Origin of the sequence: Massilia timonae CCUG 45783, from assembly GCF_000315425.1 — a bacterium.
Taxonomy (GTDB): Bacteria; Pseudomonadota; Gammaproteobacteria; order Burkholderiales; family Burkholderiaceae_D; genus Telluria; species Telluria timonae.
This window is the reverse complement of record NZ_JH992924.1, coordinates 72,874-87,702: the sequence shown is the minus strand read 5'-3', so window position 1 is coordinate 87,702 and position 14,829 is coordinate 72,874. Positions and strand designations below refer to the sequence as shown.

At 66.1% G+C, this 14,829-nt stretch carries 11 protein-coding genes; 2 read left to right on the top strand and 9 right to left on the bottom strand.

Features of this window, described 5'->3' with window-relative positions:
- Positions 1-31: 31 nt before the first annotated feature.
- Entirely contained in the window at positions 32-259 is a 228-nt protein-coding gene (locus tag HMPREF9710_RS15485; protein WP_040776893.1) for a BrnA antitoxin family protein, read from the bottom strand.
- A 237-nt stretch (positions 260-496) separates the two neighbouring features.
- Here HMPREF9710_RS15485 and metH point away from each other — a divergent pair, with 237 nt between their 5' ends.
- Positions 497-4,264: a methionine synthase gene (gene metH / locus HMPREF9710_RS15480; protein ID WP_005667868.1), complete on the top strand. Its 3,768-nt coding sequence runs from the start codon at positions 497-499 to the stop codon at positions 4,262-4,264.
- A gap of 57 nt (positions 4,265-4,321) precedes the next feature.
- Here the strand turns inward: metH and HMPREF9710_RS15475 are convergent, their stop codons facing one another.
- From HMPREF9710_RS15475 to rsmB, 8 genes are all read right to left on the bottom strand, one after another.
- A complete protein-coding gene (locus HMPREF9710_RS15475; RefSeq protein WP_005667866.1) occupies positions 4,322-5,599 on the bottom strand; it encodes an EAL and HDOD domain-containing protein in 1,278 nt (425 codons plus the stop codon).
- Between the two features lie 129 nt (positions 5,600-5,728).
- The gene (locus HMPREF9710_RS15470; protein WP_005667864.1) at positions 5,729-6,493 is read right to left on the bottom strand and encodes a class II glutamine amidotransferase; all 765 of its coding nucleotides are present in this window, start codon (positions 6,491-6,493) and stop codon (positions 5,729-5,731) included.
- A gap of 108 nt (positions 6,494-6,601) precedes the next feature.
- On the bottom strand, positions 6,602-6,859 hold the full coding sequence (locus tag HMPREF9710_RS15465) for a BTH_I0359 family protein (RefSeq protein ID WP_005667861.1): 258 nt from the start codon (positions 6,857-6,859) through the stop codon (positions 6,602-6,604).
- A gap of 117 nt (positions 6,860-6,976) precedes the next feature.
- Entirely contained in the window at positions 6,977-7,390 is a 414-nt protein-coding gene (locus HMPREF9710_RS15460) for a P-loop NTPase family protein (protein WP_005667860.1), read from the bottom strand.
- Positions 7,387-8,142: a response regulator gene (locus HMPREF9710_RS15455; protein ID WP_005667858.1), complete on the bottom strand. Its 756-nt coding sequence runs from the start codon at positions 8,140-8,142 to the stop codon at positions 7,387-7,389. Before HMPREF9710_RS15455 ends, HMPREF9710_RS15460 begins: the two co-directional genes overlap by 4 nt.
- Positions 8,143-8,300: 158 nt before the next feature.
- Positions 8,301-10,580, bottom strand: a complete 2,280-nt coding sequence (locus tag HMPREF9710_RS15450; RefSeq protein WP_005667856.1) for a sensor histidine kinase — start codon at positions 10,578-10,580, stop codon at positions 8,301-8,303.
- Positions 10,570-11,145, bottom strand: coding sequence for a DUF4390 domain-containing protein (locus HMPREF9710_RS15445; RefSeq protein WP_005667854.1), 576 nt, complete (start codon positions 11,143-11,145; stop codon positions 10,570-10,572). The genes HMPREF9710_RS15450 and HMPREF9710_RS15445 overlap by 11 nt, the downstream gene beginning before the upstream one ends.
- Before the next feature lie 43 nt (positions 11,146-11,188).
- Positions 11,189-12,817, bottom strand: coding sequence for a 16S rRNA (cytosine(967)-C(5))-methyltransferase RsmB (gene rsmB / locus HMPREF9710_RS15440; protein ID WP_157225625.1), 1,629 nt, complete (start codon positions 12,815-12,817; stop codon positions 11,189-11,191).
- Between the two features lie 205 nt (positions 12,818-13,022).
- Between rsmB and argS the strand changes: the two genes are divergently transcribed.
- Positions 13,023-14,735, top strand: a complete 1,713-nt coding sequence (argS, locus tag HMPREF9710_RS15435) for an arginine--tRNA ligase (RefSeq protein ID WP_005667850.1) — start codon at positions 13,023-13,025, stop codon at positions 14,733-14,735.
- The last annotated feature ends 94 nt before the right edge of the window (positions 14,736-14,829 follow it).

Sequence of the window (14,829 nt, the reverse complement as noted above, 5' to 3'; positions counted from 1 at the left end):
GATCACCGCGTCGGCGGCAAAGCCGCCACCCCTACGCCTGCGACGTACGCTGGGCGTCCATGTGTTCACGCAGAACCTGGTTGATGCGGGTCTGGTAGCCGGGACCTGCGGCCTTGAACCATTCAAGCATATCCACATCCAGGCGGATCGTGACGATCTGTTTCACACCATTGCTGGCGACTTGTGGCTTCGACGACATTGCTGGCTCCGGGTTGCGGTCCATAGGCTGATCCCAATCCGGTTGGTATTCTTTGTTCATGCGGTTATCCCATCTATACGTTCGCCACTCGTGGAGGCGGACCTTGATTGTCGTCTCGCCATGTATCGTAAAGATTGCAGCCACCCCAACAAATGTAACGCTATGTAACGCATGCGGCGTTGAATACATAACGATACATACACACCCCCACTGCCGGGCCTATCGCGCCGCTTGACGTATAATCGTAGACCGCCCTTTCTCAACCGGCCTGTCAAGCCGCACCTTCGGAAAAACACGATGAACGCCCGTACCAATCCCGTCTCCCCGATCGAAACCCAGCTGCGCGAGATCCTCGCGCGCCGCATCATGATCCTGGATGGCGCGATGGGCACCATCATCCAGCAGTACAAGCTCGATGAAGCGGCCTACCGCGGTGAGCGTTTCGCGAACTTCGCGGCGCCCGAGGGAGCAGGCCAGCGCGAGCTGTTCGTGAAAGGGAATAACGAGCTGCTCACGCTCACCCAGCCGCAGGTGATCCAGGAAATCCACGAGCGCTATCTCGCCGCCGGCGCCGACCTGCTCGAGACCAATACCTTCGGCGCCACCGGCGTGGCGCAGGAGGATTACCACATGGCGCACCTGGCCTACGAGATGAACGTCGAAGCGGCCAGGCTCGCGCGCGCCGCCTGCGACAAATATTCAACCCCTGACAAGCCGCGCTTCGTCGCCGGCGCCCTGGGACCGACCCCGAAGACCGCCTCGATCTCGCCCGACGTCAACGACCCGGCGGCGCGCAACATCACCTTCGACCAGCTGGTCGCGTCCTACCACGAACAGGTCCGCGGCCTGGTCGACGGCGGCGCCGACCTGCTGCTGGTCGAGACCATCTTCGACACCCTGAACTGCAAGGCGGCGCTGTTCGCGATCGACCAGTATTTCGACGAGCATCCCGAGACGCCGCGCCTGCCCCTGATGATCTCGGGCACCGTGACCGACGCCTCGGGCCGCATCCTGTCGGGCCAGACCGTGCCGGCCTTCTGGAATTCGGTGCGCCATGCCAAGCCGCTGACGATCGGCCTGAATTGCGCGCTCGGCGCGGCGCTGATGCGCCCCTATGCGCAGGAGCTGTCGCAAATCGCCGACACCTTCGTGTGCATCTACCCGAACGCCGGCCTGCCCAACCCGATGAGCGACACCGGCTTCGACGAGCTGCCGGCTGACACCTCCGCCCTGCTGCGCGAATTCGCCGACGCCGGCTTCATCAACATCGCCGGCGGCTGCTGCGGCACCACGCCCGAGCACATCGCGGCGATCGCGAAGATCCTGGAAACCCAGGCTCCACGCCAGGTGCCGGAAGTGCCGGTCGCGATGCGCCTGTCGGGCCTGGAGCCTTTCACCATCGACGAATCGTCGCTGTTCGTGAACGTCGGCGAGCGCACCAACGTCACCGGGTCGAAGGCCTTCGCCCGCATGATCCTGAACGAGCAGTTCGACGAGGCGCTGTCGGTGGCACGCCAGCAGGTCGAGAACGGCGCCCAGGTCATCGACATCAATATGGACGAGGCGATGCTCGATTCGCAGGCGGCCATGACGCGCTTCCTGAACCTGATCGCGTCCGAGCCCGACATCTCGCGCGTGCCGGTGATGATCGACTCGTCCAAGTGGTCGGTGATCGAGGCGGGCCTGAAGTGCGTGCAGGGCAAGGCCATCGTCAATTCGATCTCGATGAAGGAAGGCCTGGAGGAATTCATCCGCCAGGCGCGGCTGTGCCGCCGCTACGGCGCCGCCGTGATCGTGATGGCCTTCGACGAACAGGGCCAGGCCGACACCTTCGCGCGCAAGATCGAGATCTGCGAACGCGCCTACAAGGTGCTGACCGAACAGGTGGGCTTCCCACCCGAAGACATCATCTTCGACCCGAACATCTTCGCCATCGCCACCGGCATCGAAGAGCACGACAACTACGCCAACGACTTCATCGAAGCCTGCGCCTGGATCCGCGACAACCTGCCGCACGCGAAGATCTCGGGCGGCGTGTCGAACGTCTCGTTCAGCTTCCGCGGCAACGACCCGGCGCGCGAAGCGATCCACACCGTGTTCCTGTACCACGCGATCAAGGCCGGCCTGACCATGGGCATCGTCAACGCCGGCATGGTCGGCGTCTACGACGACCTCGATCCCGAGCTGCGCGAACGCGTGGAAGACGTGGTGCTCAACCGCCGCAAGGACGCCACCGAACGCATGATCGAATTCGCCGGCACGCTCAAGGCCGGCGGCGCCAAACAGGAACAGAACCTCGAGTGGCGCAACGCGCCGGTCGAGAAGCGCCTGGCGCATGCGCTGGTGCACGGCATCACGCAATGGATCGTCGAAGACACCGAAGAGATGCGCCAGCAGGTCGCAGCAGCCAACGGCCGCCCGATCCACGTGATCGAAGGTCCGCTGATGGACGGCATGAACATCGTCGGCGACCTGTTCGGCCAGGGCAAGATGTTCCTGCCGCAGGTGGTCAAGTCGGCGCGCGTGATGAAGCAGGCCGTGGCGCACCTGGTGCCGTTCATCGAAGAAGAGAAGGCGGCGGAAGAAGCGCGCACCGGCATCGTCGCCAAGCCGAAGGGCAAGATGGTGATCGCCACCGTCAAGGGCGACGTGCACGACATCGGCAAGAACATCGTCTCGGTGGTCCTGCAGTGCAATAACTTCGAGATCGTGAACATGGGCGTGATGGTGCCTTGCGCCGACATCCTTGCCAAGGCCAAGGAAGAAAACGCCGACATGGTCGGCCTGTCGGGCCTGATCACGCCGTCGCTCGAAGAGATGGCGCATGTGGCGCGCGAAATGCAGCGCGACCCGTGGTTCCGCGAGCGCCAGGTGCCGCTGCTGATCGGCGGCGCCACCACCAGCCGCGCCCACACCGCGGTCAAGATCGCGCCGCACTACGACGGCCCGGTGGTCTACGTGCCGGACGCGTCGCGCTCGGTCTCGGTCGGCCAGGCGCTGGTCACTGACGACACGCGCGACGCCTACATCATCGAACTGGCCCAGGACTACGAGCGCATCCGCATCCAGCACGCCGGCAAGAAGGCGCTGCCGATGCTGCCTCTCGACCAGGCGCGCGCCAACAAGGCCAAGCTGGCGTTCGCGCCGGTCAAGCCGAAGTTCATCGGGCGCCGCGTGTTCAAGAACGTCGACCTGGGCCTGATTGCGCGCTACATCGACTGGGGCCCGTTCTTCCAGACCTGGGACCTGGCCGGCCCCTTCCCCGCCATCCTCACCGACGAGGTGGTGGGCGAGGCCGCCACCAGGGTGTATGCCGAAGGCCAGGCCATGCTCAAGAAGATCATCGAAGGCCGCTGGCTCACCGCCAACGGCGCGATCGCCCTGCTGCCGGCCAACACGGTGAACGACGACGACATCGAGGTGTATACCGACGAATCGCGCGAGCAGGTGGCCTTTACGTATTACGGCCTGCGCCAGCAGGGCGTCAGGCCGGTCGTCGACGGCGTGCAGCGCCCCAACCAGTGCCTGGCCGACTTCATCGCGCCGAAAGAGAGCGGCATCCCGGATTACATCGGCATGTTCGCCGTGACCGCCGGCCTTGGCATCGAGAAGCACGAGCAGCGCTTCGAGGCGGCGCATGACGACTACTCGTCGATCATGCTCAAGTCGCTGGCCGACCGCCTGGCCGAAGCCTTCGCCGAATACATGCACGAGCGCGTGCGCACCGACCTGTGGGGCTACGTGGCGGACGAATCCCTGTCGAACGAGGCGCTGATCGCCGAAGAGTACCAGGGCATCCGTCCGGCGCCGGGCTATCCGGCCTGCCCCGAGCACACGGTCAAGGCCGATATGTTCCGTACGCTGCAGGCCGGGGAGATCGGCATGGAGCTGACCGAATCGTTCGCGATGTATCCGGGCGCGGCGGTGTCGGGCTTCTACTTCGCGCACCCGGACTCGAAGTACTTCGTGGTCGGGAAGATAGGCGACGACCAGGTCGAGGACATGGCGCGGCGGCGCGGGATGGACAAGGCCGAGGTGGAGCGCCACCTGGCGCCGAACCTGTAAAACACAACGCCGCGAGATCCGCGGCGTTTTTTTCGTGACGCGCCAAGTGTGCGGCGCTCAGATCGCGTAGCGCACCACCTTGTCGCTCCACTCGAACGCCGACACCTCGAGTTCGGCCAGGTCGTCGCCATCCATCGACAGGCTCTTGAGGCCCGCCAGCAGGTCGTCGCCCTCGTCGTCCATGCGCTCGATCGATTCGGCCAGCTTCAACAGCTCGCCGAAGAAGCCGCTGCGCTGCAGGAGCGCGGCGCGCACTTCGTCGATCACGGGGATCTGCTCCACGATGTCCATCATCGGGATGCAGAACAGCGTGTCCATCAGGGACATCATGCCGACCGTGAAGGCGACGTCGGCGACGTTCTTCTGGCCGGGGCGCAGGCGCTGGGCCAGCAGCTCCATCAGGCGCGCGCGCGTGGTGGCCAGCAGCAGGAGCGGGCTCTGGCTGTGGCCGCGCACGTCGGGCTCGGCATACAGCAGGATCTGCAGCCAGCGCTGCAGCTGGCGCCGGCCCAGCAGGGTCAGGGCCTGGCTGATCGATTCGATGCGTCGCCCCGCCCCCACCGCCGGCGTGTTCACCAGGCGCAGCAGGTTCAGGCCGATCGTCACCTCGCGCTTGACCACGCTTTCGATCTCGGCGTTGTCGGCGTCGGACGCCACCAGGTTCACCAGGTCGAGCACCGTCGTCTGCGACGGCGACAGCTTGCGGCTGGCCAGCACCGACGGCTTGGCGAAATAATAGCCCTGGAAGTAGTCGAAGCCGATGTCCAGGCAGGTGCGGTATTCGCTGTGGCTCTCGACTTTTTCGGCCACCAGGCGCTTGCCCGTGGTGCGCAGGCGCGGCGCCAGCGACAGCAGGGTCACGGCCGGCAGCGCGCGCAAATCCATCTTGACGAAGTCGATCACGGGCAGCAGGCGCGACAGCGCCGGGCCGTGGGCCGCCGCCTCGGCCGCGAAGCGAAAGCCATGCTTGCCCAGGGCCCGCATGCGTTCGATGACGGCGTCGTCCGGCTCGACCGAAGCGACGATCTCCAGCACCGTGCGCTCGCGTGGCAGGAAGGCGAACATATCGCTCATCAGGACGTCCTTGTCGACGTTGATGAAGGCGTTGGCGTCGCCGATCGCACGCGGCAGGCCGAGCTGGGATGCATGGTGGATGACGCTGGCGCTGGCCGACAGGCCCGAATCGAAATGGGCCGGGCCCTGGGCGCTGCCGCGAAACAGCAGTTCATAGCCGAACAGCGCCTGGTTGCGGTCCAGCACGGGCTGGCGCGCGAGGTAGAAATGGCGCATGCGTAGCGGCTGGGAGGCCTCGTCGAGGCTGGCGGTATCGGTCATCTCGTTCTCGTTCTCGCATCAATCGGACTACTTTACCGCATCCATCCCGGCGTGTGTCTTCTTGGCACTAATTTATTAGAAGAACGTTATTCGCGAAACATCGGTGTTGTCACAATCGATACACAGTGTTTACTGCGGCAATCCGTCGACGAACACCTTCAGCTCACCCGGCGCGAAATGGGTCCACTCCTCGTTCGTCGTGAGCGGCTCGGTGACGATGATCGCGACCCGGTCGTCGGGCGTGGTCACCTGCGAAAAGTCGACCGACAGGTCTTCGTCGGACAGGCAGGCCGTCACGAAGGGATACTTGCGCACCACGTAGCACAGCTTGGTCGAGCAATGGGTGAACAGCGCGGCGCCGTCGGACAGCATCATATTGAAGGTGCCGTGGGCGGCGATGCCGGGAATGATGCGCTCGAGCAGTGCGCGCAACTCCTCGCGGCCCGGCGCGGTGTCGCCGAATTCACGGCGCATGCTTTGCAGCAGGTAGCAGAAGGCCAGTTCGCTGTCGGTGGTGCCTACCGGACGAAAGGCGCCGTCGAGCACGGGCGCGAAATCCTTCAGGTCGCCGTTATGGGCGAACACCCAGTAGCGGCCCCACAGCTCGCGCACGAAGGGATGGCAGTTTTCCAGCGCCACGTGGCCGACGGTGGCCTTGCGGATGTGGGCGATGACGTTGGTCGACTTGATCGGATAACGCTTGATCAGTTCGGCGATCGGCGAGGCGATGGCGGCCTGGTGATCGACGAAGTGGCGCACGCCACTGCCCTCGAAGAAGGCGATTCCCCAGCCGTCGTGGTGGGTGTCGGTACGGCCGCCGCGGTGGGCGAAGCCGGTAAAAGAGAAGACAATGTCGGTAGGGACATTGCAGTTCATTCCGAGGAGCTGGCACATGGCCCGCAGCTTACCATGACCGATGAAAAAAGCGCCATCGCCCGCTGGTGGCAATGGCGCTCGGGGGCGTCAGCGCAGCGAAATGCTGTCCTGGCTCAATGCACGTGCTCAATGAAGAACCACGGGCTGGCTCATCAGGGTGTCATACGAGCCCAGGAAGTCGTCGATCTCTTCCATGGTGGGTTCGCTGGCAATCAGGTTGTTGACGTCGCGCCGGAACGATTGCGCGAGGCGGCCGCCAATGAAGGCCTCGCGACGGCCGGCCTTGTCGACGATCTCGAAGCCGCCAAATCGCAGCGCTTCGAGTTCACGGTCGACGCCGAACTCGACGACGCTGTACTGTTCGCTGTTATAGATCATGTTCATGATGACTCCTTCGATCAGAAATTAGTGCAACCCTGCCGCATGGCGGCGTACGGCAGGCTGTTCACTTCGCTTCAGAGGTGGGGCTGTCCGAACCGATTTCAAGACCGTCAAGTGCCTTCAGGCGTGGACGGTCGGGTTCAGTGCCAACAGCTGATCGTATGGCGGCGCTGCAAGCCACGATCGCAACTGATCAAGGTGTTCGCTGCTCGCCAGGCCGAGAAACAGGCGTCCCGGGCGTTGGCGCAGCAGTCGATTCAATGTTACACGCAAAACGAGATTGCCGTCGCAGCACAAACACCCGGGAGCGATGCGCACGACCTGCATGCCGGGGCCGGTCTCGAGCGGCGTGGCGGCCACGCCCAGGCCTTCGAGGATGACCGCGCTGAAGTCGCGCGACGTGGCTGCGCCGGCGCCAGGCGCGCCAGGATCGGAAACGGCAGCGGGAGGAACGGCCAGCAGCGCCGCGATCGCCTGTTCGCGTGCGGCGGCGCTGGACCCTGTGACGAGGACGGTGGCCGCGCGGGCCATCATCCCCCTTTCTTGGCGAGCTTGCCCGGTTCGACGCCCAGCTGCTTGAGCTTGCGGTACAGGTGGGTGCGCTCGAGGCCGGTCTTCTCGGCCACGCGCGTCATGCTGCCGCCTTCGCGGCCCAGGTGATGCTCGAAGTACATGCGCTCGAAGGCGTCGCGCGCCTCGCGCAGCGGCAGGTCGAACGACAGCGTATAGCCGGTGCCCTCGCCCTGCGACACCGCATGCACCATGCGCGTACCGTTGCCCATGCCGACGCCTGGGCCGGGCTGCACGCCGGGGGACGCAAACATCGGCGCGCTGGGGGCGGCGATGGCGGCGTCGCTCGCCACCGGCGGCGCGCTCGGCGCGATCGGGCGCGGCGGCGCCATCGGTGCGCGCGCCACCTCTTGCGCGCGGGTCAGGCCCTGCTGGACCGCCTTGAGCAGCTTTTGCAGGGCAATCGGCTTTTCGAGGAAATTCAGGGCGCCGATGCGGGTCGCCTCGACCGCCGTGTCGATGGTCGCATGGCCCGACATCATGATGACCGGCATGGTCAACATGCCGTCGCGCTGCCACTCCTTGAGCAGGGTCACGCCATCGGTATCCGGCATCCAGATGTCGAGCAGCACCAGGTCTGGCGTCGCGGCCGCACGCGCCTCGCGCGCCTGTTGCGCGTTCTCGGCCAGGGTGATGGCATGGCCTTCGTCGCCGAGAATCTCCGACAGGAGTTCCCGGATGCCCATTTCATCGTCAACTACGAGTATGTTCGCCATCGTTTCTACCTTCCTGATCTTCTACCCGTCACGTGTGCAATTTTATAAGTTTTTTTGCACTTAAGCCAAGTTTGCTGATGGGGCTGAGTTCTCATGCCCTGAAATGGAGGTTCGTTGAACAATCAGGTTTGATTCAATGAATCTTCATTTCAGGACACTCAAGCTAACTTTAGCAGCAAAATCGATACCGCTGCGCCAGTTCCATCGCTGCGGTTGCCGACGTCGATCCGGCCCCCGTGCTCGTCCACGATTTTCTTGACCATGGGCAGGCCCAGGCCGGTGCCGCGGGCCTTGGTGGTGACATACGGTTCGAAGGCGCGCGCCAGGATGCGCGGCGCGAAGCCGGGGCCGTTGTCGACGATCGCCAGGCGCACCGCGGTGCCCGCGAGCCCGTCGGCGCCGGTGTAGTGGATCGCCTCGGTGCTCACGTCCACGCGCGGGGGCGGCGCGTCCGGGCCGCGGTCGACCAGCGCATCCTGGGCGTTCTGCACCAGGTTGTGGATCACCTGGCGCAGCTGGGTGGCGTCGCCCATCACGCGCGGCAGGTTCGGCGCCAGGCTGGCGTGGATGACGTCATTGCCATCCTCGGCCAGGTAAAGGTTCAGGATTTCTCCGATCAGGCCATTCAGGTCGAGCTGCTCGAGCATGGCCGGCGGCGTGCGCGCGTAGTCGCGGAAGTCGTCCACCATGCGCTTCATGGCGTCGACCTGGTTGACGATGGTGGTGGTGCCGCGCTTGAGCAGCTCGGCCTCCTTCGGCGGCAGGCTGTCCTCGAGCTTCATCTGCATGCGCTCGGCCGCCAGCTGGATCGGCGTGAGCGGGTTCTTGATCTCGTGCGCCAGGCGCCGCGCGACCTCGCCCCAGGCCACCGAGCGCTGGGCCGTGATCACGTCCGAGATGTCGTCGAACACGACGATGAAGCCGCTGTCGGCGCCCACCGGCAGGCGCGAGCCGCGCGCCAGCAGCACCAGGTCGTGGTCGTGGTCGTCGCCGCTGCCGCGGCGCGGGATCTCGATCTGCTGCTGCCAGTGCGCGCGCTTGCGCCGCTCGGCCGCCGAGTGCGCGCTCTGGGCCGAGAAGGCGCGCGTGATGCAGTTCGAGAAGTGTTCCAGTCCCGGGATCCGCGCCAGCGGCCCGGCCATCGCGCCGGGTTCCACCTGCAGGATGCGGTAGGCGGCGTCGTTCGAGTTCACCACCAGGCCCTCGGCGTCGAGCACGATCACGCCGGCCGACATATTGGCCAGCACCGATTCGAGGTGGGCCTTGGCGCTTTGCAGCGCGGCGCGGTTGCGCTCGACCGCGCTCCTGGCCTCGAACAACTGGCCGGTCATGGCGTTAAACGATTGCGTCAGCGTGCCCAGTTCGTCCTTCGTCTGGACGATCGGCCTGGGCGACAGGTCGCCCTCGGCCACCGCCTGCGTGCCCTCGGCCAGCACCAGCAGCGGCTGCGCCAGGTTGCCGGCGATGAGGAAGGCGCTGCCGACGGCGCCGAAGATCGCCAGCAGCAGCGTCAGGGTCAGCATCCCGATGTACATCTTGCGCAGGCCGGTGCGCGCTTCCAGGCGCAGGCGGTATTCGCTGTAGGCCGAGCGCAGCACCTCGGCGTTCGAGGCCAGGTTGACCGGCACCGACTGCAGCAGCTGCAGGTAGCGCTGCGGCGCGCCGGGCGGCTCGGGCACGGCCAGCACCACGCGCAGGCGCAGGCCCGTGACGGCGTCGAGCGCGCTCGAGACGCCATCGAGCCCCTCTTCGCTCAGGTCGCGGTCGACGCCGCCTTCGGCCAGCGCATACCCGCCCGGCATGGCGGCGCTCTTCAGCATGCGTTCGTTGGGCGCGTCGGCCGCCAGGTTGGCGCCGCGGTCTTCCAGCGCCGCGGCCAGCACCGCGCCCTTCTCGTCGACCAGCATCGCGCTCTGCAGGCCGCTGGTGTCGGCCAGCAGGCGCGCCAGCACCGGCTGCGCGCTCATGTCGCCCTGGCCCGCCAGGGTCGCGGCGGCGGTCTGCGCGGTCGCGCCCAGTTCGGCCAGCGATTCGTCGAGCGCGGCGCGGCCCAGGTTCAGGCCCGACTCGATCGCCGACTCGATCTTGACGTCGAACCACGAGTCGATCGAATGCGAGACGAAATTCACCGACACCATGAAGATGACGACGCCGGGCAGGATGCCGATGCCGGCGAACAGCAGCACCAGTCTCGCCATCAGGCGCGAGCCGAACTTGCCGGCCTTGTGGCGCGAATACAGGCGGCCGAGGGCGACCGCGACGAAGGCCAGCAGCACGAAGGCCACCGCGCCGATCAGTCCGATCAGCCAGCCGTAGTAGCGGCCAAGGAATTCGGAATTGGCCGAGGCCGACGCGAGCAGGAACAGCAGGATGCACACTACCGCGCAGCCCACGACGAGGGCGTAGCGCAAGACCTGGTTGACCGGTCTACTCTGCACGATAGGTAAAGGTCTTCCGGCTGGACGTCAGGCGCCAGTCGGAATCGTTGAGGGCGTTGACCTGGAGCGGCTTCTGCAGGTATTCGCGGTCCATGTACATGCGCAGCGAGACTTCGTAGACTTCGCCCGGCTTGAGCTTGCCCTTGGGCGCGATCAGCCAGCGGGTCGGCCGGCGCACCATGAACATCGCATCCTCGAAGGTCTGGAAGCGCTCCTGGAAGGAGCCGACCACCGTCACGTAATACTGGCGCGTCAGCACGTCATACGAAATGCGGATGGTGCGCTTGGCGGACACCGCCCGCTCGTCGCGCCACCACCAGCGCGGCCGCACCAGCTCGATCTCGGTGGTGAAATGCAGTTGCACGCCGTGCTGGAGCGCATCCCGCAGGCCGCTATTGAGCTCGAAATCGTAGACCGTGTTGAGCCGGTAGCCGTCGTCGCTCGCTTCGATCGCGGCGCGGCTGATCTCGATCCCGTCGGCCGCCTGCGCCGGTACCCACGCAGCAACGCACGCAAGCGCCAGCAGCAGCTGGCAGGCGAGGAGGCGTAAAAGTCGTAACGTCACGGGTGAGCCGGGGCCTTAAAAAATGCGCGTAGTGTAAAAGAACTTACGCCGCTTTCTTCTGGAACAGGGCGTAGAACAAACCGTCATGATCCTGTCCGGCGCCGCCGAGCGGCAGGAGTTGGCCCGGCGCATCAAGGCGGACTGCGTCGTGGCGAGCCGCGAAAGCGGCTGCCTGCGCCTCCGATTCCTGGGGCCAGAGCGAACATGTCACGAACAGCAATTTACCATCGGGCAGCAACATCTGCCAAAGATTGTCGAGTATTTTGGAAGAAAGTGTTGCAAGTTGGGATGTATCCGACTTGCGGCGCAGCCAGCGGATATCCGGGTGGCGGCGCACGATGCCCGAGGCGGTGCACGGCACGTCGGCCAGGATACGATCGTATTGACGGCCATCCCACCAGTCCCGGCTGCCGGCATCGGCGGCCAGCAGCGTCGCGTCCAGGCCGAGGCGGCCCAGGTTGTCGCCCACGCGCGCCAGGCGCGCCGGGTCGGCGTCGACCGAGGTCAGCTGCACGTCGGCGGTCTCGAGGATGTGACCGCTCTTGCCGCCGGGAGCGGCGCAGGCGTCCAGCACGCGCATGCCGTCCTTCAGGTCGAGCAGCGGCGCGGCCAGCTGGGCGCCGGCGTCCTGCACCGACACCACGCCGTCGGCGAAGCCCGGGATCTGGGCCACGTTGATGGCCTGGGCCAGGCGCACCGCGGTCAAGCCCACCTGCTCGGCCTGCAGGCCGGCTTCGTTCAGGGCGTGCAGATAGGCAGAGACATCGGTCTTGCGGCGGTTGACGCGCAGGGTCAGCGGCGGATGGACGTTGCCGGCCTCGAGCACGGCTTCCCAGTCGCGCGGATAGGCCGCGCGCATGGTGTCGATCCACCACTGCGGATAATTGAAGCGCGCCAGCGGCTCGCGCAGGGCTTCTGCGACCAGCGCCTCGCGCTCGCGCAGGAAGCGCCGCAACACGGCGTTGACCATGGCCTTGGCATGGGCGAAATCGGGATGGGCCGCGGCCGCGTTGACGGCCTGGTCGACCACGGTGAAGGCCTCATACGGGGCCGCCTGGCCCTCGGGCGGATCGAGCAGGGAGAGCGCCGCGCACAACAGGCCGCCCAGCATCGGCGGCTCGGGCGCCTTGCTGGTCATCAGGCCCAGCAGGGTCTCGCTGCGGCCCAGCTGGCGCATGGTGCGGTAGGCGATGTCCTGGATCGCGCCGCGCGCCTGCGGCGTGGCGTCGTAGGCGCCGAAGACGGCAGCCAGGGCCTGCGGCAGCGCGCTGCCCCCGCGCACGCGCGCCACGGCGCTGGCGGCGCCGAGCAGCGCCAGCGCCAGCGAATCGGACTTGAGGTCGGGGCGGTAGTCGCGCTGCGGCGCGACTTTCACTTCGTGGCTCTGGCGCAGACGCGGCGTTTCTTCACGCTGCGCACGCGGCTGCTGGCCGGGGAAGTCGCCACCCTGCGCCCGAGGCGGCTTGCCGACCGGGCGGCGGTCGGGATCTGCCGGCCGGGGCTGGCCTGATGCGCTCGGACCGGGCTTGCCATGACCGCCCTGCCCCCGCGCAGGACCCTTTGCCGCAGCGCCGGCCGGAACCGGGTTGCGGCCGACCGCGCCTGGCGCGCGCCGGTCGGCGGCGGGCCTGGCCTTGGGTTTCAGGGTGAGCGTTGGACGCTTGTCAGTCATGGCGAATAAAATGTTGCGAAAATGGGCTCCCATTGTAACGGTTATGCCTTTGGCGACGCTTAATATGGTTGTTGAACCGCCAATCGCGAACGCCGTGGCCAGCCAAAGCGTGGCATCAAACTAGTATAATGTTCACTGTTTGCCTGCTCGTCTTCCCGATAATAGGCGCCGTCCATCCGTAGTACCTAATTTTTCGACCATTCCCATGCTCGCCCAACAAAAACAACAAATCGTTGCCCTGTTCCAGGCAGCCCTCGCCCCGATCGTCGCCGGCACCGACCTGGCCCCCAATGTGGTGCTGGAGCGTCCGCGCGATCCTTCGCACGGCGACATCGCCTGCAATATCGCCATGCAGCTGGCCAAGCCGCTCAAGACCAATCCGCGCGAACTGGCCACCCGCCTGGTCGCCGCGCTGCAGGCCGAGCCGGGCGCGCAGGGCCTGATCGAATCGGCGGAGATTGCCGGCCCCGGCTTCATCAACCTGCGCGTGGCCGCCGCCGCCAAGCAGTCGGTGGTGCGCAGCGTGCTCGAGCAGGGTGAAGCCTTCGGCCGCGCCGGCGCCGCCAGCGGCCACCATGCGATCATCGAATTCGTCTCGGCCAACCCGACCGGTCCGCTGCACGTCGGCCACGGCCGCCAGGCCGCGCTGGGCGATGCGCTGTCGTCGCTGTTCGAATCGCAGGGCATCGAAGTGACGCGCGAGTTCTACTACAACGACGCCGGCGTCCAGATCGCCACCCTCGCCACCTCGGTGCAGGCGCGCGCGCGCGGCTTCAAGCCGGGCGACGCCGAATGGCCGGAGTCGGCCTATAACGGCGACTACATCGCCGACATCGCGGCCGACTTCCTGGCCAAAAAGACCGTGTCGGCCAGCGACGGCGAACCCGCCACCGCCAGCGGCGACGTGAATGACATCGAATCGATCCGCCGCTTCGCCGTGACCTACCTGCGCAACGAGCAGGACCAGGACCTGCAGGCGTTCGGCGTCAAGTTCGACAACTACTACCTCGAGTCGTCGCTGTACGCCGACGGCAAGGTGGAAGCCGCGGTGCAGGCCCTGGTGGATGCCGGCAAGACCTATGAAGACGGCGGCGCCCTGTGGCTCAAGACCACCGACTACGGCGACGACAAGGACCGCGTGATGCGCAAGTCCGACGGCACCTATACCTATTTCGTGCCCGACGTCGCCTACCACATCCAGAAATTCCGCCGCGGCTTCGACCAGGCGATCAACATCCAGGGCAGCGACCACCACGGCACCATCGCGCGCGTGCGCGCCGGCCTGCAGGCGGTGAATATCGGCATCCCGCAGGGCTATCCCGACTACGTGCTGCACAAGATGGTCACCGTGATGAAGAACGGCGAAGAGGTCAAGATCTCCAAGCGCGCCGGCTCCTACGTCACCGTGCGCGACCTGATCGAATGGTCGGGCAATGGCGACGTCACGCGCGGCCGCGACGCGGTGCGTTTCTTCCTGATTTCGCGCAAGGCCGACACCGAGTTCGTGTTCGACGTTGACGTCGCCCTCGCGACCAATGACGAGAATCCGGTCTACTACGTGCAGTATGCCCACGCGCGCATCTGCTCGGCGCTGGCCAACTGGGGCGGCGACGTCGCCAGCCTGGCCAAGGCGGATCTGTCGCCGCTGACCGAACCGCACGAGTCGCAGCTGCTGGCCAAGCTGGCGGCCTATCCCGAGATGCTGCAGCGCGCGCAGGCAGAACTCGGCCCGCACCAGGTCGCGTTCTACCTGCGCGAACTGGCCGGCGAGCTGCACAGCTACTACTTCGCGCACAAGTGGCTGCTCGACGACGACGAGTCGCTCAAGCTGGCCCGCCTGGCGCTGGCCGCCGCCACCCGCCAGGTGCTGCGCAACGGCCTGGCCCTGATCGGCGTCTCGGCGCCGGACAAGATGTGAAGGGCGCCTCGAAAAACCGTCGCGAGCGGCAGCAGTTTCGGTCGAGAAGCGCAACCGTACGGCCGTACGGTGAGCATCGCAGACCTACGCGGCC

Coding starts and splice junctions, on each gene's coding strand:
- HMPREF9710_RS15465 (WP_005667861.1), bottom strand. CDS start 6,859: ATGAACATGATCTATAACAGCGAACAGTACAGCGTCGTCGAGTTCGGC.
- HMPREF9710_RS15455 (WP_005667858.1), bottom strand. CDS start 8,142: ATGGCGAACATACTCGTAGTTGACGATGAAATGGGCATCCGGGAACTC.
- argS (WP_005667850.1), top strand. CDS start 13,023: ATGCTCGCCCAACAAAAACAACAAATCGTTGCCCTGTTCCAGGCAGCC.
- HMPREF9710_RS15475 (WP_005667866.1), bottom strand. CDS start 5,599: ATGACCGATACCGCCAGCCTCGACGAGGCCTCCCAGCCGCTACGCATG.
- HMPREF9710_RS15485 (WP_040776893.1), bottom strand. CDS start 259: ATGAACAAAGAATACCAACCGGATTGGGATCAGCCTATGGACCGCAAC.
- metH (WP_005667868.1), top strand. CDS start 497: ATGAACGCCCGTACCAATCCCGTCTCCCCGATCGAAACCCAGCTGCGC.
- rsmB (WP_157225625.1), bottom strand. CDS start 12,817: ATGACTGACAAGCGTCCAACGCTCACCCTGAAACCCAAGGCCAGGCCC.
- HMPREF9710_RS15460 (WP_005667860.1), bottom strand. CDS start 7,390: ATGATGGCCCGCGCGGCCACCGTCCTCGTCACAGGGTCCAGCGCCGCC.
- HMPREF9710_RS15470 (WP_005667864.1), bottom strand. CDS start 6,493: ATGTGCCAGCTCCTCGGAATGAACTGCAATGTCCCTACCGACATTGTC.